The sequence below is a fragment of the Streptomyces sp. NPDC046261 genome (assembly GCF_040646235.1).
In the GTDB taxonomy this organism is placed as follows: Bacteria; Actinomycetota; Actinomycetes; order Streptomycetales; family Streptomycetaceae; genus Streptomyces.
In genome coordinates this window covers 201190-224714 of sequence record NZ_JBEYZU010000005.1, presented here as the reverse complement: position 1 = coordinate 224714, position 23525 = coordinate 201190, and the positions used below count along the sequence as shown (strand labels likewise).

Here is a 23525-nt window from a genome sequence, read left to right as displayed (position 1 = left end):
TAGTGGCGGGCGACACACCACGTCAAGACTTTGTCAGTACATTCTTATGCCCTGACAGTTCGGCCCACCGTCACGGGCGTGCCAGGAGCTGGAAGTCGAAGGAGTACCGGGAGGCACGGTACAGATGCGAGCCGAACTCCACCGCACGGCCCGTGTCGTCGAAGGTCGTCCGCTCCATCGTCAGCAGCGGCGCGCCCTCCGGCTCGGCCAGCAGCTCGCCCTCGGCGGCGGTGGCGGCGCGCGCGCCGACGGTCTGCCGGGCGCTGTGCAGCGTGATGCCGGCGAGGCGCATCAGGCGGTAGAGGCCGGTCTCCTCCAGCGTCTCGTCCTCCAGGTCGAGCAGGCCGGCCGGCAGGTGGTTGGTCAGCCGCGCCATGGGCTCGCCGTGCGAGAGGCGCAGCCGCTCGACGACCACCACGTCGGCGCCCTCGGCGACCCCGAGCGCGGCGGCGACGTGTGCGGTGGCGGGCTCGACGGCGTGGCGCAGCACCCGGGTGGCGGGCCGCTGGCCGGCCGCCTCCAGGTCGTCGTAGAGGCTGCTCAGCTCCAGCGGCCGCCTGACCTGGCTGTGCACGACCTGGGTGCCCACGCCGCGGCGGCGCACGAGCAGGCCCTTGTCGACCAGCGACTGGATGGCCTGGCGGACCGTGGGCCGGGACAGGCCCAGCCGCCCGGCGAGCTCGATCTCGTTGCCGAGCAGGCTGCCGGGGGCGAGCTCGCCGCGCTCGATGGCGGCCTCCAGCTGCTGGGACAGCTGGAAGTACAGCGGGACCGGGCTGCTGCGGTCGAGGGAGAACTGGAGGGGTTGGTGCTTCGCCACGGGGGGAGCGTAGCCCCGGGACCTGATGACGGGAAGTCCGGAGGTCCGGTTGTCCTGACATATGTGGGCTGGTCCCGCTGGTCCCGCTGGTCCCGTCGGTCGCGCCGCCCGGCTAGAACCGGACGGGCAGGCGGTGCGGGCCCCGCATCAGCAGGCCCTCGCGCCAGGTCAGGGCCGCCGGGTGGGCGTCCAGGGCGAGGTCCGGGCAGCGCTCCAGGAGCGAGCGGATGACGATCTTCGCCTCCAGCCGGGCCAGCGGGGCGCCGACGCAGTAGTGGATGCCGTGGCCGAAGGCGACGTGACCGCGGGCGTCGCGGTGGATGTCGAAGCGGCCGGGGTCGGGGAAGCGGGCCGGGTCGTGGTCGGCGTCGGCGATGACGGGGAGCACGAGCTCGCCGCCGCCCGGCACCACCGTGCCGCCGATCTCGACGGGCTCGGTGGTGAAGCGGTACGTGGCGGTCTCCACCGGCCCGTCGTAGCGCAGCATCTCCTCGACGGCGTTGTCGAGCAGCCCGAAGTCGGCCCGCAGGTCGGCGAGCTGCCCGGGGTGGCGGAGCAGCGCGAGGACGCCGTTGGAGATGAGGTTGACGGTCGTCTCGTGGCCGGCGACCAGCAGGACCCACGCCATGCCGAGGAGCTCCTCGGGCGAGAGCCGGTCGCCGTCGTCGTCCGTGGTGCGGATCAGGGCGCTCAGCAGGTCCTCGCCGGGCCGCTCGCGCTTGGCGGCGACCAGCTCGGCGAGGTAGGCGGCGATGTGGGCGGCCGCCTGGGCCTTCACCGGGGAGGGGGCGGAGCCGATGGCGGTGTTCGACCATTGGCGGAAGGACTGCCGGTCGAGGTCCGGGACGCCCAGGAGTTCGCAGATGACGCTGATGGGCAGGGGGAAGGCAAGGGCGTCGACGAGGTCGGCGCGGCGGTCCGGGGCGGCGAGCATCGCGTCCAGGAGGCCGTCGGTGAGCTCCTGGACGCGCGGGGCCAGGGCCTCGACGCGCCGCGCGGTGAACTGACTGGCGACGAGCTTGCGCAGGCGGCCGTGGTGCGGCGGGTCGACGATCAGCATGTGCGGCCCGGAGGCGATCCGTGGCAGGCCGAGGTCGTCCGAGGCCCGTTCCCAGTCCTTCGACAGCCGCGGATCGTTGAACGTGGCCCGCACCTCGTCGTAGCCGACCACGAGCCAGCACATCGCACCCTCGGGCATCCGCACCCGGTGCACCGGCCCCTGCTCGCGCAGCCTCGCGTAGACGCTGTACGGGTCGCGGGCGAACTCGGCGCCCATCGCCGCCAGATCGACTATGCCGCCGCCCGTGTCCGCTATGCCGCCGCACGTGTCCGTCGTGGCTCCCATGGCGCTACCCCCTGGTCATCGAAGATCGCTCGAGGACGGGCATCGCGTGCGGGAAGGATGCGTGCGGTCGCCCGTCGGTCGCTCCTTCACCATACGGCGGCGTACGGTCATGGGCATCGGCCGTGAGGAGGAGGCCAAAGGCCGCTTCCCCTCCGGGAGTTGGAGGCGGCGTTCAGCCGCGGCGCCGACCGGCCTCCGCCAGCCGGCCGAGCAGCTCCCCGGCGCGCTTGGCCACCGAGTCCCGGTCGCCCTCGGAGAGTTCGGAGCCGAGGCCGCAGGCCACGGCGCCGGCCGCGATCCAGTCGGGGGCGCTGTCGACGGATATCCCACCGCTGGGCACCAGCGCCGCCTGCGGCAGCTCGGCCCGCACCGCGCCGAGCCAGTCGGGGTGCCGGCCCACGGCGGGGAAGAGCTTGAGCGCGTCGGCGCCCAGCTCCAGGGCGCGCACCAGCTCGGTCGGCGTCGCGACGCCCGGGAAGACCGGTACGCCGTAGCGGTGGCCGGTGCGGATGACGCCGGCGTCGAGGCAGGGCGAGGCCAGGAAGCGGGCGCCGGCGTCGATGGCCATCCGGGCGGAGGGCGCGTCCAGGACCGCTCCGGCGCCGATGATGCCCTCCTCGCCGACCTCGCGGGAGAGCGTGGTGACGGCCTCCAGGGCGAAGGGGGTCGTCAGGGATATCTCCAGGCTCGTGATCCCGGCGGAGAGCAGGGTGCCGGCCGTCGTCGCGGCCTGGTCGTAGCTGTCGCCACGGACCTGGGCACGACGCGCTGGGCCAGCGCGGCCCGGGTGATCTCCCACCGGTACACGGAAGTTCGCCGCCCTTCTCGAAGTGCGTGGGTGTGGTCGTGCCTCACCAAAACGGTAGCGGGAGCCACTGACAATCGGCCCCGGCCCGACGGCGGCGACCGCGACGAGGTGCGGCGCGCCGTGGCGGGAATGCCATGCCCGCACCCCTACGGCAAAGGGTCCCGCCCCCGTGGAAGGAGGCGGGACCCGTCGCCACCGGTGCTACCGGCGGCCGGTGGACGACACCGTGCGTGCTCAGCAGGAGAAGTCGACCAGGTCGAAGGTCTTGTAGTGGTCCGCGGTGTAGTAGTCCTCGTGGGTCTTCTCGCCGGTGACGATCCGGCGGGCGCCGCGGTCCGGGGAGCCCGGGGTCTTGACGGTGTACTCGTGGTAGTAGCCGCCGGCCTGCTTGGGCAGGACGCCCTCGCGGTTGGAGAAGACCGTGCCGTCCTTCGGGTACGGGTACGGGCCGCCCTTGTCGATCAGGCGCAGGGTGTCGTGGGCCTGGGACGGCAGGTCGGAGTAGCAGATGTCGCCGACGGGCGCGGCGGACGCGAGCACGGCCGACGTCCCGGCGGCGGTCGGCGTGGCGGCGACGGCGGGGCCGCCGACCAGGAGCGTGGAGGCCAGGGCGGCGAGGGCCGCGAAACGGGCCAGACGATGGGGGGTTGTCATGACGACCAGCATGACGCGCGTAGCGCATGTCATGTCAACGCCAATCCTTGATGTTTTCCTGACGTTAACCGCGAGCGGCCGCCGGAACGGGGGGTACTGGGGGTAACGGGCCCAGAAACTTGCCCAGGAGGCAAAACTTTTGCCCCAGAGGCAGGACCGGGCTATACCGGACGCATGAGTGCAGACGATCTGCCCGCCGTGGCCCCACAGTTGCGCGCCCTGCGCAAGCGCGGCGGGCTGACGCTGGAAGCCGCCGCGGCGCGGGTCGGGCTCTCGCCCGCCCACCTCTCCCGGCTGGAGACCGGGCAGCGGACCCCCTCGCTGCCGATGCTGCTGGCGCTGGCGCGCACGTACGGGACGACCGTATCCGACCTGCTGGGCGAATTGCCCGAGGAGCGCGATCCGATCGTACGCGCGGACCGCATGGAGGCGCAGGAGGCGGGCGGCTGGACGTACTGGCGGGCCGGCGGCTCGGGGCGGGCCATGCAGGCGCTGCGGCTGCACGTGCCGCAGGGCCCGGGCGTCCAGGAGGAGCTCGTGCGGGTGCACCCGGGCGAGGAGTGGCTCTACGTCACCGGCGGGCGGCTGCGGCTGACCCTCGGCGAGAGCACCCATCTGCTCGACGCGGGGGACGCCGCCCACTTCGACTCCCTCACCCCTCACCGCATCGCGGCCGCCTCGCGCGAGGGAGTGGATCTGCTGTTCATGCACACGCTGATGCAGAGCGGCGCCGCCGAGTTGTGTCTCGGTGGCCCGGCACCGACCCGGAGGGCAATGCCATGAGCGACAACGCGAAGGACTACGTGGAAGAGGACCGGGCCCCGATGGGCATGACGGTCCGGGTCTTCATCTACCTCGTCGCCGTCCACTTCATCGTGGCCTTCTTCTTCCTCCTCTTCTATCTCGGCGGGGCGAAGTAGCGGCCCGTGGATACCCTGGCCGCATGGCCCGTACCGCCCGGGACGTCCTCGACGACGCCGTCCGCAGCCTCCCGCCCGGCTCCAACCGCCTCGTCCCCCTGATCGCCGCGGGCCGGGCGCCACGGGCGGCCGTCGCCGCCCTCGCCCTGGAGCAGCACCACGTCATCGCCGCCGACGGCCGCAGCTTCGAGCACCTCGCGGCGCGCGCGACCGGCCGGCACCACAGCGCCGTCGCCCACTTCTTCGCCCACCTGGCCCATGGCGAGAGCCTCGCGCTCGGCCTGCTGCCGCCGCTCGCGGCCGCCTGCGGGCTGGACGAGGAGGCGGTACGGGCCCATGAGCCGCGGGCCGGCTGCCAGACCTACCCGGCGTACGTCGCCTGGCTGGCCCTGGGCGCCGAGCCGGTGGACGCGGTGGTGGCGCTCACCGCCAACTTCGCCGCGTGGGGCGGCTACTGCGCCACGGTCGGCGAGGCGCTGCGCGCCCACTACGGCTTCGACGACGAGGCGTGCGGCTTCTTCGACTTCTTCGCCGGGCCCGATCCGCAGCTCACGGAGAAGGCGCTGGCGGCGGTGGCGGAGGGGCTGCTGGACGGCCGGCTGTCGGAGCGGTCGGCGCACCGCTACGGCCGGCTGCTGCAGGAGTACGAGTCGATGTTCTGGAACACGCTGGCCGCGGTGCCCGCGGCCTGAGGCCGGCCCCGGCCCACCGGCGCCGTCAGCGCCGCAGCCGTGCGGCGCCCTCCTCGGTCAGCGAGCCGTGGACGCGCAGGCGGGCGATGCCCCCGTCGGGGAAGATGTCGATCCGTACGTGCGTGGCGGTGGGGGCCCCGGCCAGCGGGAAGCGGTGGACGGTGTCGGGCTGCAGGCGGGTGCGCGGCAGCAGCTCGCTCCAGCCCGTGGTGTGGTCGGCGGGGTCGGCGCCCGTGGTGGCGTCGAGCACGGACAGGGCCGCCCAGCCCGCCGCGTTGCCCTTGTAGCAGCCGGTGTCGATCTCGACGGCCCGCGGCACGCAGTGGCCGGTGAGGCGGTAGCGCACCCAGTCGTGGCCCGTGTCGCGGCGGCGGCGCGTCTCCCAGCCGTCGTCCATCTTGCGGGAGCGGCCGGGGTGGATGCTGTTGGCCGGGGAGGAGAAGAAGCGGTCGGAGGCGTCCTCCACATGCCCGCCGTTCTCCAGGGCGGCGAGGTCGAAGGTGCCCAGCGCCGCGAGCCAGACCGGGTCGGGGGCCGCCTCGCCGTGGACGCGCAGCCGGGCGATGCCGCCGTCGGGGTGCTGGTTGAGCCGCAGGTGGGTGAAGCGCTGCCGGCACTCGACGGGGAAGCCGTTGGCGGCGTGGCCGCCGACGGGGGTGCGCGGGACGAGGGGCGTCCACGGCACGTCGGCGGCGAGCAGGTCCTGCGGCGACGGGGAGCCGGGCAGCGCGGTGGCCTCGACGCTGACGGCCTGGGGGTGGTTGCCCCGGAAGTGGGCGGTGTCGACGACGATGCCGTGGACGACGCCGGGGACGCCGAGCCGGATCAGCGCCCAGTCGTGGTCCTCGTCCGTGGGGTGCGGGCGCTCGGCGCAGGTGCCGCGCCGGCGGCGGGTCTCCCAGCCGTCCATGACCTTGCCCTTGTGCCCGAAGTGTCCGGGGTCGAAGCGGGCGGGGCCCGGCTCGATGAGGTTCTCGCGCTCGGCGAAGAACTCGTCGCTGGCGGCGATCACGGAGGCGCCGAGCCGCCGGTCGGCGAGGTCGGGCAGGCGGGTGAAGGACGAGCAGGAGGAGGGTGCTCGACGGTAGTCGGCGTAGGGGTCGCCGCCGGCGTAGGGCTCGGCGGCGCCGGTGAAGGAGGTGTCCCCGGTGCGGGAGGGGGTGACGGGGGATGCGGAGGTGCCGGATATGCCGCTCGTGCTCATGCGCGCTCCAGGAGTCGGCCGGTGGGCTCGGTCAGGGGGGTGCCGTGGTCGGCGATCTTGCGGCCGCGCAGCCAGGTGGACCGTACGACCCCGTGCAGGGTCCGGCCCGCGTAGGCCGTGACGGGGTTGCGGTGGTGGAGCGCGGCGGGGTCGACGGTGAAGGTCTCGTCGGGGGCGAGGACGGCGAAGTCGGCGTCCTTTCCCGGTGCGATGGCGCCCTTGGCGGCCAGGCCCGCCAGGGCGGCGGGGCCGCCCGCCATCCAGCGGGCCACGTCGTGCAGGGTGTGCCCGCGCCGCCGGGCGGCGGTCCACACGGCGGGCAGGCCCAGCTGGAGGGAGGAGATGCCGCCCCACGCCCTGGCGAAGTCGGGGACCTTGAGGTCGGCCGTGCAGGGCGAGTGGTCGGAGACCACGCAGTCGATGGTCCCCTCGGCCAGCCCGGCCCAGAGCGCTTCCTGGTTGGCCGCCTCGCGGATGGGCGGGCAGCACTTGAACTCGGTGGCCCCGTCGGGCACTTCCTCGGCGGTCAGGGTCAGGAAGTGCGGGCAGGTCTCGACGGTGACGGGCAGGCCCCCGGCCCGGGCGGCGGCCAGCGCGGGCAGCGCGTCGGCGCTGGACAGGTGCAGGACATGGACGCGCGTGCCGTGCCGGCGGGCGGCGGCCAGGAGCGCGCCGACGGCCTCGTTCTCGGCGGCTCGGGGGCGGGAGGCGAGGAAGTCGGCGTAGCGCGTGCCGCCGGCCCGCGGGGCGTCCTCAAGGTGGTGCGGGTCCTCGGCGTGCACGATCAGCAGGCCGCCGAGGGCGGCGATCTCCCGGGCCACGGCCTCGAGGTCGGCCCGGCCCAGGTGCGGGAACTCCTCGACGCCGGAGGGCGAGAGGAAGGACTTGAAGCCGAAGACCCCGGCGTCGTGCAGCGGCCGCAGGTCGGCGAGGTTGGTGGGCAGCGCGCCGCCCCAGAAGCCGACGTCGGTGTGCGCGCCGGCGCGGGCGGCGGCCCGCTTGGCGCGCAGGCCGGCCACGGTGGTGGTGGGCGGGAGGCTGTTGAGGGGCATGTCGACGAGGGTGGTGACGCCTCCGGCGGCCGCGGCACGGGTGGCGCTGCGAAAGCCCTCCCACTCGCTGCGGCCGGGGTCGTTCACATGGACGTGGGTGTCGACGAGCCCGGGCAGCAGCACGTCGTCCCCGAAATCCTCGACGACGGCACCGGGCGGGGCCGCATCCCCGTGCGGCAGGACGGCGGCGATCCGCCCGCCGGTCACGGCGACGGCCGCGGGGCGGATGCCCTCGGGTACGACGACCCGTGTCGATCGCAGGATCAGCTCCACGTTCCGGTCCACGCCGTGACCTCCCGACAGCCGCATCACACACCGTGGATTCGTCAATTCCTGAACTTCAACGATCTGTTGAACGAACCCTGCGGGCAGTCTTCAGTCGCCGCCCACGCCCGTCAAGACCCTTTCACTGCACGGAATGCCGATTTCACGCAACAGAAACCGGCATGGTCCGGCAGCGGGGGCCGGTAGGCTGCTTCCGCCCCATGCCACCCCTCCCGGAAGGAGCGCCGTGCCCCCGTCCGCCGAGCCCCGAACCGCCCCGGCCAGCGGTGGCGTCCAGTCCCTCGAGCGCGCCTTCGACCTGCTCGAACGGATGGCCGACGCCGGCGGCGAGGTCGGCCTGAGCGAGCTGTCGGCGAGCAGCGGGCTGCCGCTGCCCACCATCCACCGGCTGATGCGCACGCTGGTGGCCTGCGGCTACGTCCGCCAGCAGCCCAACCGGCGCTACGCCCTCGGTCCCCGGCTGATCCGGCTCGGCGAGAGCTCCGCCCGGCTGCTGGGCACCTGGGCCCGCCCACACCTGGCCCGGCTGGTGGACGAGACCGGCGAGACCGCCAACATGGCCCTGATGGACGGCGACGAGGTCGTGTACGTGGCGCAGGTGCCCTCGCGGCACTCGGTGCGGATGTTCACCGAGGTCGGCCGGCGCGTGCTGCCGCACTCCACGGGCGTGGGCAAGGCGTTGCTCGCCCAGTCGCCCGACGACGAGGTCCGCGCCCTCCTGGCCCGTACGGGCATGCCGGCCGCGACCGAGAAGACGATCACCACGCCCGACGGCTTCCTGGAGGAGCTGGCCCGGGTGCGCGAGGCGGGCTTCGCGATGGACGACAACGAGCAGGAGATCGGGGTGCGCTGCCTCGCGGTCCCCGTGCCCGACTCCCCCACTTCGGCGGCCATTTCCGTCTCCGGCCCTGCGGGCCGGGTCACGGAGGCCGCCACGGAGCGGATCGTCCCACTGCTGCGGGAGGTCGCCGCGGAGCTGTCCGTCACGCTCGCGGGCACGACGCCCTCCCTCTGACTCCCTCTGACTCCCTCTGACTCCCTCTGACTCCCTCTGACTCCGCCTGAACCGGGCGGGCGTCAGCCGCCCTCACGGGGGCGCGGCAGGCCCGCACCGGACGCGCCGTCCGGCACGCCCTCCGGCGCTTCGCCCGGCAGTCCGCCGAAGCGGTCGACCGCCGCGCGCACGTCACCGAGGGCGGGGGCCAGGGCGCTGACGGAACCCACCGCGCCGGCCACCAGCAGCAGCGAACGGCGCAGCCGGGAGACGTCCGTCGCGCCGGCGCGCGCCATCGCGTCCAGGGCGGCCAGTTCGTCCTCGGCCGCGTCCCTGTCCGGTAAGACGGCGGGATGCCCGGCCAGCGCCCGGCGCAGCCGGGACACCGCCGCGCCCAGCTCGCCCGCTCTCGGATCCGGCTCTTCGCCGAAACGGTCCGCTCGCTCCTCTGCCACCACAACGGCGCCTTCCGCCACGACTCTCCCCCTCCCACACGCTCGCTCGCGCGGATCAGTTAACGCCACTTTCCGTGCGACGCGCCACACGCACAGCGAAATTCAGGCCGCGTGTTCACGTACGAGTGACGAACTGACGTCCGGCGCACATCAGGTCACGCATGCGGTAAGCAGGGGCTATGGCAGCTGTGACGGACACGAGTGCGAAACGGGCTCCGGTGGCGGGCCTGTTGCTGGCGGCGGGTGGCGGACGGCGGCTGGGCGGGCGCCCCAAGGCGCTGCTGGAGTGCGGCGACGGCGGGCTCCTGGTGGAGCGCGTGATGCGGGAGATGCACGAGGGCGGCTGCGCCTCGGTGCACGTGGTGCTGGGTGCGGAGGCGGCGCGGGTACGGGAGCGGCTCGGCCCGCTCCCGGGAGCAACGGTCCTGGTGGACAACCCGCGCTGGGCCGAGGGCATGGGCTCGTCCCTGCGGGCCGGTCTCGCGTCCCTGGCCGCCACGGAAGCGTCGGCGGCGCTGGTGATGCTGGTCGACCAACCGCGCATCGGCGCACGGGCGGTGGCGCGGGTACTGGCCGCGCGCCGGGAGGGGGCGGAGCTGGTGGCGGCGGCGTACGGGGGCGAGCGCGGGCATCCGGTGGTGTTCGGGCGGGAGCACTGGGCAGGGGTGGCCCGGGCGGCCACCGGCGACCGGGGGGCGCGGGCGTACCTGCGTCAACACGCCGGTGCCGTCGTGCTCGTGGAGTGCTCGGACGTCGCGGCGCCGGACGACATCGACACCCCGGAGGCGCTCGGGTTGCTGGAATGAGCCCTTGAACTTCCACCATGAGGAAAATAGTCTCCACTGCACGCGGCACCGTGTGCCATGCCGATGTGCCCCTGCCGTGACCGGTCCACCCCGGCGGCCCGCCGGGCGACGCACCGCCCGCTGAAGGAGTGAGAAGCCCATGTCCGCACCAGCGCCGTCCCCGCTGGCCGTCGTCGAGGCCCCGCACGTGGAGCGGCAGGAGGAAGTGCTCACCGAGGAGGCGCTCGCCTTTCTCGCCGCCCTGCACCACCGGTTCACCCCGCGCCGCGACGCGTTGCTGGCCCGCCGTGCCGCGCGCCGCGCGGAGATCGCCCGTACCGGCCGGCTGGACTTCCTCCCGGAGACCGCCCACGTCCGCGCCGACCCCGACTGGCGGGTGGCGCCCGCCCCCGCCGCGCTGGAGGACCGGCGCGTGGAGATCACCGGCCCCGCCGACGACCGCAAGATGACGATCAACGCCCTCAACTCCGGCGCCCGCGTCTGGCTCGCCGACTTCGAGGACGCCTCCTCCCCCACCTGGCACAACGTCGTCAGCGGCCAGCTCAACCTCATCGACGCCTACGAGCGCCGCATCGACTTCACCTCGCCCGAGGGCAGGACGTACGCGCTGAGGCCCGCCGCGGAGCTCGCCACGGTCGTCATGCGCCCGCGCGGCTGGCACCTGGACGAGCGGCACATCACCGTCGACGGCCGCCCCCTGCCCGGCGCCCTCGCCGACTTCGGCCTCTACTTCTTCCACAACGCCCGGCGCCTGCTCGACCTGGGCAAGGGGCCGTACTTCTACCTCCCCAAGACCGAGTCGCACCTCGAGGCCCGGCTGTGGAACGAGGTCTTCGTCTTCGCGCAGGAGTACGTGGGCGTGGCGCGGGGCACGGTCCGCGCCACCGTGCTCATCGAGACGATCACCGCCGCCTACGAGATGGAGGAGATCCTCTTCGAGCTGCGCGAGCATGCCTCGGGGCTCAACGCGGGCCGCTGGGACTACCTCTTCTCCCTCATCAAGAACTTCCGTGACGGCGGGGAGAAGTTCGTCCTCCCCGACCGCAACGCCGTGACCATGACGGCCCCGTTCATGCGCGCGTACACCGAGCTGCTGGTGCGCACCTGTCACAAGCGCGGCGCCCACGCCATCGGCGGCATGGCCGCGTTCATCCCCTCCCGCAGGGACCCCGCGGTCAACGAGGTCGCCCTGGAGAAGGTCCGCGCCGACAAGAACCGGGAGGCGGGGGACGGCTTCGACGGCTCCTGGGTCGCCCACCCCGATCTGGTCCCGGTCGCGCGCGCCTGCTTCGACGCGGTGCTGGGCGAGCGGCCGCACCAGAAGGACCGGCTGCGCGAGGACGTCGAGGTGACGGCCGATCAGCTCATCGCGGTCGACACCCTCCAGGGCGCGCCGACCGCCGCCGGGCTGCGCAACGCCGTCCAGGTCGGCCTGCGCTACATCGAGGCGTGGCTGAGGGGGCTGGGCGCGGTCGCCATCTTCAACCTCATGGAGGACGCGGCCACGGCGGAGATCTCCCGTTCGCAGATCTGGCAGTGGGTCGACGCGGGCGTCGTCCTCGACACCGGCGAGAAGGTCACCGCCAAGCTGGTCCGCGAGGTCGCCGCCGAGGAGCTCGCGGCCGCCCGCACGGAGAGCGGCGCCTGGCAGCAGGCCCACGACCTGCTGCTGAAGGTCGCCCTCGACGAGGACTACGCCGACTTCCTCACCCTGCCGGCCTACGAGCTCCTCGACTGATCCGGCCGGGGGCCATGGGGCGCGGCCCCCGTCATGTCAGGGCCGCGCCCAGCGCCACGAAGCCGCAGATCAGCACGGCCAGCATCAGCAGCAGCGGCCAGACGAACCGCAGATAGCGGTCGTAGCCGACCTTCGCCAGCGACACCCCGCCGACGACCACGGCGGTGGTCGGCACCCACAGGTTCATCCAGCCGCTGGCCGCCTGCCAGGCCGTGACCACCACCGCGCGCGAGACGTCCGCGAACTCCGCCAGCGGCGCCAGGATCGGCATCGCGAGGGTGGCGTGGCCGGAGGTGGAGGGGATCAGGAAGGCCAGCGGCAGGTTCACGACGTACACCAGGATCGCGAAGGCCACCGGCGGGGTGCCGGAGACCGCGCCCTCGACGGCGTGCAGCACGGTGTCGATGACCTTCGCGTTGGTCATGATGACCGTGACGCCACGGGCGAGGACGATCACGAGCGCGGGCGCGATGAAGTCCGCCGCGCCCTGCACGACGGTGGCGCTCAGCTTCTGCTCGCCCAGCCGGGCGACCAGCCCGACCAGCACGGCCGCGACGATGAACAGGGCCGCCAACTGCGCGAAGGACCAGCCCAGTTCCCAGGTGTAGGGGGTGGCGTCGGCCTTGCCCGACAGCGCGCTCGCCCAGGGGATGACCGAGAAGATCATGAAGGCGAAGACCAGCGCGACCATCACGAGCACGCCCTTCTGCAGGCCCGTGAGCTCCGGCGGCTCGACCGCCTGGGCGGCCAGCTCGCGGTCCCCTTCCCGGAAGCCGACCAGCGAACGGCCCGGATCGGCCCGCACCCTGCTCGCGTAGCGCACGACGTAGCCGATGGTCACCCCCGTCAGCACCACCCACATCGCGAAGCGCAGCACGATGCCGTCGCCCAGCGAGATCCCGGCGGCCGAGGAGGCGACGCCGGTGGCGAACGGGTTGACGGTGGAGGCGAGCACGCCGATGCCCGCGCCGAGGATGATCGTGCCGGTGGCGACCATCCGGTCGTAGCCGAGCGCCAGCATCAGCGGCACCAGCAGCCCGTAGAAGCCGAGCGTCTCCTCCGCGAAGCCCTCCACGGTGCCCAGGAGCGAGAAGACGATCATCACGCCGGCGATGAGCAGCGCGCCGCGGTCGCGGAGCCGGTGGGCGAGCCGCTCGATGCCGCGGTCGAGGGCGCCGGTGGCGAAGACGACGGTGATGAACGCGCCGATCGCCAGGACGAAGAGGAAGACCCCGGCACTGCCGTACAGCGCGCCGACCGCGTCCGGCGCCACCTCGCCCGTCTTCTGGTCGCGGACGCCGTAGAGCCCGTTGACGGGCGCCAGGAAGAGGTCGCCCACCCGGTGGGTCAGCCCTCCGGGGGCGAATTCGTGGTGGTACGTGCCCTGGACCGGGTCGCCCTCGGCGTCGCGGTCGTAGACGCCGGAGGGAATGACGAAGGTGAGCGCCCAGACGGCCAGCGTCACCGCCACGAGGACGGTCAGGGCACTGGGGAAGACGAAGCCGGGCTTCTTCTCCTCCTCGGTGCTTCCCCCCTTCTCGTGGTTCGCCTCCGGCGGTTGCTGCTCCACGACGGCACCTTTCGGTACGAATGGGTGTCATTCATGCCGATTGTGGCGCAGCGGTGCGCCCCGGTGGCCGAGGCGCGCGCCCCGCCCCAGGTGATGGAAGGCCAGGTTGAGCACGACGGCCGTCAGGCAGCCGGCGCTGACGCCCGAGTCCAGGATGATCTTCAGGGTCTCGGGGATGGCGGCGTTGTCGTAGAAGGTGCGGGAGACCACCGGGACCAGGCCCACGCCGAGTGAGGTGGCGGCGATCAGCAGGTTGTCGCCCTGGTCGAGGCCGGCGGTGCGCAGCACGTTGATGCCGCTGGCCGCGACCGTGCCGAAGAGGACGATGCCCGCGCCGCCGAGCACCGGCTGGGGCACGACGGCTATGAGGGAGGCGAACACCGGGCTCAGGCCCAGCAGGACGAACATCAGCCCGCACGCGGCCACGGTGAAGCGGCTGCGGACCCGGGTGAGGGCGACCAGGCCGATGTTCTGTGCGAAGGCGCTGTTGGCGAAGCCGTTGAAGAGCGGGCTGAGGGCGGTGCCGAGGGTGTCGGCGCGCAGGCCGGCGGCGATGACCTTCTCGTCCGCCTCGCGGTCGACGATCTCGCCGAGGGCGAGCATGTCGGCCGTGCTCTCGGTCATGCACACCAGCATCAGGACGCACATCGAGACGATGGCCGACAGCTCGAAGTGCGGGGAGCCGAAGTGGAAGGGGGTGGGGAAGCCGACGAGGGCGGCGTGCCGGGTGGCGGTGGTGTCGACGGCCCCGGCCGGGATGGCGAGCAGGGTGCCGGCGAGCAGCCCGAGCAGGATCGCGATCTGCTGCAGGAAGCCCCTCAGCAGCCGGCGCAGGGCGAGCACGACGGCCAGGGTCGCGCCGGCCAGGGCGAGGTTGGTGAGCGGGGCGGGGCGGTCCGGGTGGCCGCCCTGGATCCAGCCGAAGGAGACGGGCAGGAGGGTGATGCCGATGAGGGTGATGACGGTGCCGCTGACGACGGGTGGGAAGAAGCGGACGAGTTTGCAGAAGGAGGGGGCGAGCAGGAAGCCCAGCGCGCCGGCCACGATGACGGCGCCGTAGATGACGGGGAGGGCGTCCCGGCGGTCGGCCTGCGCGTCGGCGACGGCCAGCATCGGCGCGACGCCGGCGAAGGAGACGCCGTTGACGAACGGCAGCCGGGCGCCGACCTTCCACAGCCCGACGGTCTGCAGGAGCGTGGCGATGCCGGCGGTGAACAGGCTGGCCCCGACCAGGAAGGTGATCTCCACCGGGGAGAGCCCGACGTACGCGCCGACGACCAGCGGCGGGGCGACCACTCCGGCGTAGCTGGCGGCCACGTGCTGGAAGCCGCCCGTGAGCAACTGCGCGGGCCGGGGCAGCCGGTCCACGGGATGGGCGTCGCCGCCGTCCCCGTCCCCGGCGGCGGCCGGCCGCCGCCCGCCGGTGGGCGGTCTGCTGGGCCTGGGCACCATGACCACGGCGGTTCCTCCTGTCGGTGGGGCGGGAGAAGGGCCGGGGCGCGGGCGGATTCCCGCGCCCCGGCCCGGCCGCCGAGGGCCGTCCCCCTCGGCGGGTCCGGCAGGCCCGGCGCTTCAGCCGGCGTCGGCCGCGATCCGCGCCAGGCGGCGGGCCTCGGCCCGGGCCTCACGGGCGATGGTGTCCTCGTCCGCGGTGACCAGCCGGCCGTCCTCGACGACGGGGGCGCCGCCCACGAGGGAGAGGGTGACGGGCGCGGGGGCGCCGAGGACGAGGGCGGCGACGGGGTCGGCGATGGTGGAGTGGCCGAGGCCGTCGAGCTTCCACAGCACCAGGTCGGCGAGCTTGCCGGCCTCCAGCGAACCGATCTCGTCGGCCCGGCCCAGGACGCGGGCGCCGCCGTGGGTGCCCAGCCGCAGCGCCTGACGGACGTTCAGGGCCTTCTCGCCGCCGGCGAGCCGGTGGACGAGGAGGGCGTTGCGCAGCTCGGTGTGGAGTTCGCCGGACTCGTTGGAGGCGGTGCCGTCGACGCCGAGGCCGACGGGTACGCCGGCGCGCAGCATCGCGGGGACGCGGGCGGTGCCGGCGCCGAGCCGGGCGTTGGAGGAGGGGCAGTGCGCGACCCCGGTGCCGGTGCGGGCGAAGGTCTCGACGTCGGTGTCGTTCATGTGGACGCAGTGGGCCATCCAGACGTCCTCGCCGAGCCAGCCGGTGGAGGCGAAGTAGTCCGTCGGCCCCATGCCGAACAGTTCCTTGCAGAACCGCTCCTCCTCCACGGTCTCCGAGCCGTGGGTGTGCAGCCGTACGCCCTTGCGGCGGGCGAGCGCGGCGGATTCGCGCAGGAGTTCGGTGGAGACGGAGAACGGCGAGCAGGGGGCGACGCCGACGCGCAGCATCGAGCCGAAGGAGGGGTCGTGGTAGGTGTCGACGGCCTCCTCGGTGGCGCGGAGCGCGGCCTCGGTGCTCTCCACGGCGAAGTCCGGGGGCAGTCCGCCCGCCGACTGGCCTCGGTCCATGGAGCCCCGGGTGGGGCTGAACCGTACGCCCATCTCGCGGGCCGCGCGGATCTCGGCGCCGAGGAGGTCGCCGGCGCCGCGGGGGAAGACGTAGTGGTGGTCCATGGCGGTGGTGACGCCGCCGCGGACCATCATGGCGAGGGAGCCGCGTGCGGCCGCGTACACCATCGGCTCGTCGATGCGGGCCCAGACGGGGTAGAGGGCGACGAGCCAGTCGAAGAGGTTGGCGTCCTGGGCGAGGCCGCGGGTGAGCCACTGGTAGAAGTGGTGGTGGGTGTTGACGAGGCCGGGGGTGGCCAGGTGCCCGGTGCCGTCGACGCGGCGCACGACGTCCGTCAGGCCGGCGGGCGCGGGCCCGGGGCCTACGGATTCGATGGTGGCGCCGCTGACGACGATGTGGCCGCGCTCGTACTCGGTGTCGTGCGCGTCGACGGTCGCGACGGCGCAGTTCTCGATGACGACGCGGGCGGCCGAGGGGGGTGCTGGCATGGGTGCGGTGTCCTTACGTGGTCGTCCTCAGAGGTTCGTCAGGTCGGCCGGTATGCCCGCTTCGGCGCCGTCGCGCAGGATGGTCGCCTCGATGAGGCCGTAGGGGCGGTCGGCCGCGTAGTAGACCTCGTTGTCGTTCTCGAGGCCGAACGGCGCGAGGTCGGCGAGGAAGTGGTGCTTGTTGGGCAGGGACAGCCGTATCTCGTCGATCCCGGGACACTGGTCGATGACGCGCGAGCCCATTTGGTAGAGCGTCTGTTGCAGTGAGAGCGAGTAGGTGTCGGCGAAGGCGGACAGCAGGTGCCGGCGCGCTTCTGCGTAGGAGCGGTCCCAGTCCACGGGCCGGGCGCCCGCGGTCTCTTCGGTCCACGCGTGCCGCCAGCAGGCGTTCACCTCGGTGGCGAGGATGCGGTCGCGGGTCTCGGGGAGGGTGGTGTAGCGGTCCTTGACGTAGCCGTGGAACTCCGAGTCGGTGGAGTTCAGCACGACGAGGTCCTTGAGCCCGGAGACGATCTGCCACGCGCCGCCGTCGTCGAAGGTGATCTGGGCGGTACGGGTCTCCTGGTCGCGGCGGACGAAGGAGTGCTGCTTGGGCCCGGGGACGGCGATGCGCTCCCAGGCGTACTCCTCGACGCGGATGCGGGCGGTGCGGATCGATGCCTGGCTGGTCACGAAGTGCCGGGCCAGGTGGATGCCGAACTGCTCGGCGGAGTCGACGCCGTGTTCCTTGGCGAAGGCGAAGACGGTGTTCTTGGTGGCGTCGGTGGTCAGGACGTTGGCGTTGGAACCGGAGAGGTGGACCTCTTCCATGTCGCCGGAGAGGGCGACGGAGACGTTGAGGTCCTTGATGTGGTGCGTGGCGCCGTCGCGGACGATTCTGACGACGCGGCTCTCGGCCTTGCCGTACTGGTTCTGCCCAAGGATCACGGTGCTAGCTCCCTCGGTATACGGAGTAGCCGAACGGGCTGAGCAGCAGGGGCACGTGGTAGTGCTCGCCCGGGACGACGGTGAAGGTGACCGTCACCTCCGGGAAGAAGGCCGTGCCCCCGGCCCGCCGGGGGGAAAGGTGGGGCTCGACGTCGAAGCGCAGGCGCGCACGGGTGCCCGCCGGCGGCAGCGCGGGCAGGTCGGCGCAGCGCCCGTCCGTGTCGGTTGTGGACGTGCCGAGCACGCTCCAGCCGCTCCGGTCGCGTACGGACAGCTCCACCGCGACGCCGGTGGCCGGGCGTCCGGCGGTGGTGTCCAGCACGTGCGTGGACACCGACGCGGTCGTCCCGGTGCTCATGTGCGGGCCGCTCCTTCCCCTGCGGGCACGGGCCGTACGGCGAGCCCGGCCAGCCGGATGCGGTTGATCCTTCCCAGTTCCCCGCGAACGATCTCGTGCTCGCGTTCCGGGGGGTTGTCGATCCTGTTACGGATGGCGTCATACATCTGTTCGGCCGTCAGTCCGGTGGCGCAGATCAGGAAGACGTGCCCGAACTTCTCCTGGTAGGCCAGGTTGAGTTCGTACATCGCGGCTCTGAGCCGTTCGGGCGCGCCCGCCATGCCGCGCTGTTCCCGGGCGGAGACCGCGTCGCCGGGGACCGGCCGGCCGATGGGCGGGTGCGCGGCCATGGCCTCGGCCAGGTCCGCCGCGCCGAGGCCGGCCACGGCGGCGTCGCTGGCGGTGAGCAGTTCCTCCGCGTCGCGGTAGGGGCGCCCGGCGAGGACGGCGTCCGCCCACGCGGTGCTGGCGCAGATCTCGTGCAGGGCGGACCGGGCGGCGCGCTCCCCGGCCGCGTTGAACCGGGCGAGGCCCGGAGTCGAACTCGCAGTCACGGCAACCTCCGTGGCGCTTGTCGCTGCGCTCGGATGAGCTGCGCATAGCTAACGCCCTGAAGAACACCGCGTCAACAGTTTGTTGAAAAACTGCCCGCGCGACCGGCCCGCCCGCCCGGGGCTACTCGCGGTTGAGGTAGTTGTAGATGGTGAAGCGGCTGACGCCGAGGGCGGCGGCGACGGTCTCCACGCCGTGCCGCAGCGTGAAGGCGCCGCGCGCCTCCAGGTTCCGTACGACCGTCTGCTTGGTCCGACGGTCCAGCTCCGCCAGCGGCTTGCCGTGCCGGCGCCCGAGGTCGGCGAGGATGCGTTCCAGCGAGTCGGACAGATGCGGGAGCCGCACCGCGACGACCACGCGCCCCTCCCAGGACAGGACGACGTCGTCGTCGCCGGCCTGCTCCGGTTCGATCAATTGCCCGCCCATGGCGTCGACCAGCGGCTTGACGGCGGCGCGGAAGGCGTCGGCGCTCACGCGCCGTCCCCCGCCGCCTCGTCGACGACGTTGACCTGTAGCGACACGCGCGTCGCGCCCGCCTCCAACGAAGCGCGCACCAGCGCCTCCAGGGCCGGCAGCACGACGGCCGCCCGGCCCTCGACGGTGTTGCCGAACGGTCCGACGTCCACGGCGTCCAGCTCGGCGGTCTGCACGACCTCGCGGGCCGCCACGGCGTGGGGCGGCGGCTCGTCGAGGTCGAAGGGCTCGGTCGTGAACTCCACTCTCAATCGCACCCGGTCAACGTACTGCGGCGGTGCCGGGCCTTGACAGGGGGAGTCGGAGCGGAGGACCGTTTCCTGTGGACGGAATTCATATTCCACTATACGGAAATGAGGCTCCCATGACAGCCTTCTCCGATCACCGATTCGATGTGAACCTCTCCCTGCTCTTCACGGAGTTGCCCCTGCTGGAGCGGCCCGCCGCGGCCGCCGCGGCCGGGTTCACCGCCGTGGAGCTGTGGTGGCCATGGCCGGACGCCCCCGTACCCCCGCATGACGAACTCACCGCGCTCGCCGACGCGTTGAGCAGCGCCGGGACCCGGCTCGTGGGGCTCAACTTCTACGCCGGGCGCCTCCCCGGCCCCGACCGGGGCGCGCTGTCCGTGCCGGGCGCCGAGTCGGAGCGCTTCCGCGCCAACCTCGACGTCGCCGCCGACTTCGCCCGGTCCGTGGGCTGCCGGGCGCTCAACGCGCTGTACGGCAACCGCGTCGACGGGGTGGACCCCGGCGTGCAGGACGCCCTCGCGCTGGAGAACCTCGCCCTGGCGGCGCGGGCCGCGGACCGGGTGGGGGCGGTGCTGCTGGTCGAACCCCTCAACGCGCTGGAATCGCCGCGCTATCCGCTCGTGACGGCCGCGGACGCCGCGGCGGTCGTCGACAAGGTCAACGCCGCGACGGGGCTGGGCAACGCACGCCTGCTCCTGGACCTGTACCACCTGGCCGTGGGCGGGGAGGACCTGTCGGCCGTCATCGACCGGTACGGCGCGAGCGCCGGGCACGTGCAGATCGCGGACGCGCCCGGGCGCGGGGCGCCGGGCACCGGCGGCCTCGACGTCGACGCCCTGCTCGGCCGCCTCCGCGCGGCCGGCTACGACGGCTGGACCGGCCTCGAATACCGCCCCGCCGGCGCGAGCGCGGACAGCTTCGGCTGGCTGACCGGCCGCTGACCCCACCCGACGCCACTCCTCGGAAGGAGACACCGTGTCCCTGCCCCGCGTCGCCTGGATAGGACTCGGCATCATGGGCTCCCCCATGGCCGAGAACCTGCTCAAGGCCGGCTACCCCGTCACCGGGTACACCCTCGAACCCCACAAGCTCGACCGCCTCGCCGCCCATGGCGGCACCCCCGCCGCCTCCGTGCGGGACGCCGTCCGCGGTGCCGACGTCGTCGTCACCATGGTCCCCGCCGACGCCCAGGTCACCGCCGTCGCCCACGGCGACGACGGCATCCTGGCCCACGCCGCGCCCGGCACCCTCCTTGTCGACATGTCCTCGATCACCCCCCGGACCTCCGCCGAGCTCGCGCGGGCCGCCGCCGAGCGGCGCGTGCGCGTCCTGGACGCGCCCGTGTCCGGCGGCGAGGCCGGGGCCGTCGAGGGGACCCTGTCCATCATGGTCGGCGGCGACCGGGAGGACTTCGCCGCGGCACGCCCCCTCTTCGAGGCCCTCGGCACGACCGTCGTGCACTGCGGCCCCCACGGTGCGGGCCAGACCGTCAAGGCGGCCAACCAGCTGATCGTCGCCGCGAACATCCAGGCCTGCGCGGAGGCCGTGGTCTTCCTGGAGAAGTCCGGCGTCGACCTCGCCGCCGCCCTGGACGTGCTGGGCGGCGGGCTCGCCGCCTCCGCCGTGCTCACCCGCAAGCGCCACAACTTCCTCACCCGCGGCTTCGCCCCCGGCTTCCGGATCGACCTGCACCACAAGGACATGGGCATCGTCACCGCCGCCGCCCGCGAGGTGGGCGCCGCACTGCCGCTCGGCGGCGTGGTCGCGACCCTCGTCGCCGCCGCCCGCGCCCAGGGCGACGGCGGCCTGGACCACTCGGCGCTGCTGCGGGGCGTCGAGCGGCTGTCGGGGCTCACGCCGTGAGCGCCGTCACCATGCCCGCCATGCGGGCGGCCGTGCACATCATGAAGGACGAGGGCGTCGACATCGCCTTCGGCTGCCCCGGCGCGGCGATCCTGCCCCTGTACCAGGCCATGGAAGCGGTCGGCGGCATCGAGCACCTGACCGTCCGTCACGAGGAGGGCGCGACCCACATGGCCGACGGCTGGGCCCGTACCAACGGGCGGGTCGGCGTCGCCATCGCCACCTCCGGACCCGGCGGCACCAACCTCGTCACCGGCCTGTACACCGCCTTCGCCGACTCGATCCCGATGGTCTGCGTCACCGGCCAGGCGGTCTCGACCAAGCTGCACCAGGAGGCGTTCCAGGCCGTCGACATCGTCGCGGTCGCCCGCCCGGTCACCAAGTGGGCCGTGCAGGTCAAGGAGGCGGCGCAGATCCCCTGGATCTTCCGTGAGGCGTTCCGGACCGCCCGCGAGGGGCGCCCCGGGCCCGTACTGATCGACATCCCGGTGGACATCGCGCGGCGGGAGATCCGCTACGACGCCACGACCGACACCCGGCTTCCCGTCCGTACGGTCGCGCCCCACCCGCCCCGCGTGGAGGCCGCCCTGGACCTGCTGCTCGCGGCCGAGCGGCCGCTGATCCTGGCCGGCGGCGGAGTGATCGGCGCCGGGGCGGCGGAGGAGCTGCGGGCGCTGGTGGAGGGGTTGGGCGTGCCCTTCCAGGTCACCTTGATGGGCAAGGGCGCGATCGAGGACGATCACGAGCTCCACATGGGCACCACCGGCATCCAGACCTCGCAGCGGTACGCCAACGCCTCGTTCCTGGAGTCGGACTTCGTGCTCGCCGTCGGCGCCCGCTTCGGCGACCGGCACACGGGCGCCGACCTCACCACGTACCGGGGCGCGCGGACGTTCGTCCACGTGGACATCGAGCCCACCCAGCTCGGCAGGGTGATCGAGCCGGACCTGGGCATCGTCTCCGACGCGCGCCTCTTCCTCGCCGCGCTGCTGGACGCCGCCCGGGCGCGCGGCGTCACCCCGGACATCGCGCCCTGGACCGCGCGCTGCCGCCGGCTCAAGCGGACCCTCACCCGGCGCGAGGACTTCGACACCGTGCCCGTCAAGGCGCCCCGGATCTACAAGGAGATCAACGAGATCTTCGGTCCGGACACCTACTTCGTCACCGCCATCGGCCTCTACCAGATCTGGGGCGGCCAGCATCAGAAGGCGCATCTGCCCCGCCGCTACCAGGTGTGCGGCCAGGCCGGGCCGCTCGGCTGGGAGGTGCCGGCGGCGATCGGCGTGAAGAAGGCGCTGGAGGGCATGGGCCGGGGCGGTACGGAGGTGGTGGGCGTCGTCGGCGACTACGGCTTCCAGTACATGGTCGAGGAGCTGGCGGTCGCGGCGCAGTACGACGTGCCCTACGTCCTGATCATGCTCAACAACGAGTACCTGGGCCTGATCCGGCAGGCCTCGATCGGTTACGGCATGAACTACCAGGTGGACATCCACTACGACGAGACCGGCACCGATCACGTCAAGCTGATGCAGGCGTACGGCTGTTCGGGGCGGCGGGTCGTCGACCCGGCGGACATCCGGCCGGCGATCGAGTGGGCCCGCAAGGAGGCCGTCTCGACCTCCCGCCCGGTGCTGGTCGAGATCATGATCGAGCGCGAGGCCAACACCCCGCACGGCCCCGACATCGACTCCGTACGGGAGTTCGAACCCCTTCCGTAACATCCGCACCACAGACCCCGGGCGGTGGCGCCGTCACCTGTCCTGTCGCGCCCCCGGCGCCGCCGTCCGGCCTTCGCTCGCGCCCGCCTTGGCGATTCACTCCCCGGCCGCCCCCGCATCGTGGACGATGGGGTACCCCACAACCCCTACGGACCCCTCGCTGGAGCCGAAATGGCCAAGAGCGTGCCGGTGCACTGCCCCACGTGCCGCCGGGAGCACTCCTTCACCCCGCCCACCTTCCCCTGCGCGTGCGGAGCACCGCTGACCGTGCCCGTACTGCCCGATGCCACCCCCGAGTTACTGGCCCACCGCACCTGGCGCGACTCCTGGGTGGCGGTCCGCTGTCCCTCCTGCGACCGCCAGGGCCAGTGGCCGCGCCCCGAGTTCGGCTGCTCCTGCGGGACGGTCGTACGGCTGCCCGTGCCGCCCCCGCGCGACACGGAGCCGGAGCGGCCGGCCGGCGAGGAGGCGCCGAAGCCGCCCCGGACCCCCGCACGCCCGCCCTTCCGGCCGGTGACCATCCGCACCGAGCGGGACGCGGTGATGGCCGCCGAGCGCTATCTGCGGTGGCTGGGCTTCAGCGACGTGCGCCGCCCCGGGAACTGCCCGGCGCCCACGGCGTCGGGGGTGGACCTGCGCGCCTCGGGCCTCGTCGCCCGCGTGGATCCCACGACCCTGCCGACCACCCTGCGCGACATCGAATGCCTGTGGCTGCACGGCCTGCTGGACTCGGCGGCCGCCGCCTGCTTCTCGCTGGCGGGCTACGCGCACGACGCCCGCTGCCGGGCGGACGACCTCCGGCTGCCGCTGTTCGTGATGGACCTGGCCGGCACGCCGCAGGCCCTCAACGACTGGGCCGACGAGCTGGTGCGGCGCGGCAGGGGCTGAACCGCCGTGGTACCGCGAAGCTCAATTCTTGCTCTGAACACGCCACGCGGCATGGCGAGTTGACGCCGTACGGGCGGAGACTGGGCACAGGGCCCGCGGGACACGGGGGAACGCGGGCCCGTCCACGGGGGAAACACGGGGGAACCACACGGGGGGGTGGCGGGGCGGGCCGCTTTCGGCCCGCCCCGCACCCGCCCGCCCGACCGCCGCCCAC

General features: G+C 73.3%; 24 protein-coding genes and 1 pseudogene. 10 read left to right on the top strand and 15 right to left on the bottom strand.

The window, feature by feature from the left end; translation table 11 throughout:
• Positions 1–70: 70 nt before the first annotated feature.
• The 4 genes and pseudogenes from ABZ956_RS12395 to ABZ956_RS12380 form a co-directional block, all read right to left on the bottom strand.
• Complete coding sequence (locus ABZ956_RS12395; RefSeq protein ID WP_361890995.1) at positions 71–820, bottom strand: GntR family transcriptional regulator; 750 nt, start codon at positions 818–820, stop codon at positions 71–73.
• A 112-nt stretch (positions 821–932) separates the two neighbouring features.
• Positions 933–2165, bottom strand: coding sequence for a cytochrome P450 (locus ABZ956_RS12390; protein ID WP_361890993.1), 1233 nt, complete (start codon positions 2163–2165; stop codon positions 933–935).
• Positions 2166–2337: 172 nt separating this feature from the next.
• Positions 2338–2972: pseudogene (locus ABZ956_RS12385) on the bottom strand (2-dehydro-3-deoxyphosphogluconate aldolase).
• A 235-nt stretch (positions 2973–3207) separates the two neighbouring features.
• On the bottom strand, positions 3208–3627 hold the full coding sequence (locus tag ABZ956_RS12380; protein ID WP_361890990.1) for a ribonuclease domain-containing protein: 420 nt from the start codon (positions 3625–3627) through the stop codon (positions 3208–3210).
• A gap of 174 nt (positions 3628–3801) precedes the next feature.
• Between ABZ956_RS12380 and ABZ956_RS12375 the strand changes: the two genes are divergently transcribed.
• The 3 genes from ABZ956_RS12375 to ABZ956_RS12365 are packed head-to-tail and all read left to right on the top strand — an operon-like array spanning position 3802 to position 5239.
• The gene (locus tag ABZ956_RS12375) at positions 3802–4410 is read left to right on the top strand and encodes an XRE family transcriptional regulator (protein ID WP_361890987.1); all 609 of its coding nucleotides are present in this window, start codon (positions 3802–3804) and stop codon (positions 4408–4410) included.
• A complete protein-coding gene (locus ABZ956_RS12370) occupies positions 4407–4547 on the top strand; it encodes a DUF6126 family protein (protein ID WP_361890985.1) in 141 nt (46 codons plus the stop codon). Before ABZ956_RS12375 ends, ABZ956_RS12370 begins: the two co-directional genes overlap by 4 nt.
• A gap of 23 nt (positions 4548–4570) precedes the next feature.
• Entirely contained in the window at positions 4571–5239 is a 669-nt protein-coding gene (locus tag ABZ956_RS12365; protein WP_361890982.1) for a transcriptional regulator, read from the top strand.
• 25 nt (positions 5240–5264) lie between these two features.
• Here ABZ956_RS12365 and alc read toward each other — a convergent pair whose 3' ends face one another.
• Positions 5265–6443, bottom strand: a complete 1179-nt coding sequence (alc, locus tag ABZ956_RS12360) for an allantoicase (protein ID WP_361890979.1) — start codon at positions 6441–6443, stop codon at positions 5265–5267.
• Positions 6440–7780: an allantoinase AllB gene (allB, locus tag ABZ956_RS12355; protein WP_361890976.1), complete on the bottom strand. Its 1341-nt coding sequence runs from the start codon at positions 7778–7780 to the stop codon at positions 6440–6442. The genes alc and allB overlap by 4 nt, the downstream gene beginning before the upstream one ends.
• A gap of 226 nt (positions 7781–8006) precedes the next feature.
• On the opposite strand from allB, the gene ABZ956_RS12350 reads away from it, so the two are divergent.
• On the top strand, positions 8007–8795 hold the full coding sequence (locus ABZ956_RS12350) for an IclR family transcriptional regulator (RefSeq protein WP_361890973.1): 789 nt from the start codon (positions 8007–8009) through the stop codon (positions 8793–8795).
• Between the two features lie 62 nt (positions 8796–8857).
• Here the strand turns inward: ABZ956_RS12350 and ABZ956_RS12345 are convergent, their stop codons facing one another.
• Positions 8858–9229 carry a DUF5955 family protein gene (locus tag ABZ956_RS12345; RefSeq protein WP_361890971.1) on the bottom strand — a complete coding sequence of 124 codons (372 nt, stop codon included), beginning with the start codon at positions 9227–9229 and terminating at the stop codon, positions 8858–8860.
• Positions 9230–9408: 179 nt separating this feature from the next.
• Here ABZ956_RS12345 and ABZ956_RS12340 point away from each other — a divergent pair, with 179 nt between their 5' ends.
• Positions 9409–10035 (top strand): nucleotidyltransferase family protein, encoded by a 627-nt coding sequence (locus tag ABZ956_RS12340; RefSeq protein WP_361890969.1) that lies wholly within the window; start codon positions 9409–9411, stop codon positions 10033–10035.
• A gap of 139 nt (positions 10036–10174) precedes the next feature.
• Complete coding sequence (gene aceB, locus ABZ956_RS12335; protein WP_361890966.1) at positions 10175–11773, top strand: malate synthase A; 1599 nt, start codon at positions 10175–10177, stop codon at positions 11771–11773.
• A 31-nt stretch (positions 11774–11804) separates the two neighbouring features.
• Here aceB and ABZ956_RS12330 read toward each other — a convergent pair whose 3' ends face one another.
• The 8 genes from ABZ956_RS12330 to ABZ956_RS12295 all read right to left on the bottom strand — a co-directional run bounded on the left by ABZ956_RS12330 (position 11805) and on the right by ABZ956_RS12295 (position 18851).
• Positions 11805–13256: a YfcC family protein gene (locus ABZ956_RS12330; protein ID WP_361891467.1), complete on the bottom strand. Its 1452-nt coding sequence runs from the start codon at positions 13254–13256 to the stop codon at positions 11805–11807.
• A gap of 114 nt (positions 13257–13370) precedes the next feature.
• Positions 13371–14795 carry a nucleobase:cation symporter-2 family protein gene (locus ABZ956_RS12325; protein ID WP_361890963.1) on the bottom strand — a complete coding sequence of 475 codons (1425 nt, stop codon included), beginning with the start codon at positions 14793–14795 and terminating at the stop codon, positions 13371–13373.
• 120 nt (positions 14796–14915) lie between these two features.
• On the bottom strand, positions 14916–16304 hold the full coding sequence (locus ABZ956_RS12320) for an 8-oxoguanine deaminase (RefSeq protein WP_361890960.1): 1389 nt from the start codon (positions 16302–16304) through the stop codon (positions 14916–14918).
• A 27-nt stretch (positions 16305–16331) separates the two neighbouring features.
• On the bottom strand, positions 16332–17231 hold the full coding sequence (gene pucL / locus ABZ956_RS12315) for a factor-independent urate hydroxylase (protein ID WP_361890957.1): 900 nt from the start codon (positions 17229–17231) through the stop codon (positions 16332–16334).
• Positions 17232–17235: 4 nt separating this feature from the next.
• Complete coding sequence (gene uraH / locus ABZ956_RS12310) at positions 17236–17589, bottom strand: hydroxyisourate hydrolase (RefSeq protein WP_361890954.1); 354 nt, start codon at positions 17587–17589, stop codon at positions 17236–17238.
• Entirely contained in the window at positions 17586–18122 is a 537-nt protein-coding gene (gene uraD, locus ABZ956_RS12305; protein ID WP_361890951.1) for a 2-oxo-4-hydroxy-4-carboxy-5-ureidoimidazoline decarboxylase, read from the bottom strand. The genes uraH and uraD overlap by 4 nt, the downstream gene beginning before the upstream one ends.
• Positions 18123–18243: 121 nt before the next feature.
• Entirely contained in the window at positions 18244–18546 is a 303-nt protein-coding gene (locus ABZ956_RS12300; RefSeq protein ID WP_361891464.1) for a helix-turn-helix domain-containing protein, read from the bottom strand.
• Between the two features lie 44 nt (positions 18547–18590).
• Entirely contained in the window at positions 18591–18851 is a 261-nt protein-coding gene (locus ABZ956_RS12295) for a hypothetical protein (protein ID WP_361890948.1), read from the bottom strand.
• 107 nt (positions 18852–18958) lie between these two features.
• Between ABZ956_RS12295 and ABZ956_RS12290 the strand changes: the two genes are divergently transcribed.
• The 4 genes from ABZ956_RS12290 (at position 18959) to ABZ956_RS12275 (ending at position 23311) form a co-directional block, all read left to right on the top strand.
• Positions 18959–19783, top strand: coding sequence for a TIM barrel protein (locus ABZ956_RS12290; protein WP_361890945.1), 825 nt, complete (start codon positions 18959–18961; stop codon positions 19781–19783).
• Between the two features lie 34 nt (positions 19784–19817).
• Complete coding sequence (locus ABZ956_RS12285; RefSeq protein ID WP_361890942.1) at positions 19818–20705, top strand: 2-hydroxy-3-oxopropionate reductase; 888 nt, start codon at positions 19818–19820, stop codon at positions 20703–20705.
• 20 nt (positions 20706–20725) lie between these two features.
• On the top strand, positions 20726–22423 hold the full coding sequence (gene gcl / locus ABZ956_RS12280) for a glyoxylate carboligase (protein ID WP_361891461.1): 1698 nt from the start codon (positions 20726–20728) through the stop codon (positions 22421–22423).
• A 171-nt stretch (positions 22424–22594) separates the two neighbouring features.
• Entirely contained in the window at positions 22595–23311 is a 717-nt protein-coding gene (locus ABZ956_RS12275) for a hypothetical protein (RefSeq protein ID WP_361890939.1), read from the top strand.
• Positions 23312–23525 lie beyond the last annotated feature (214 nt).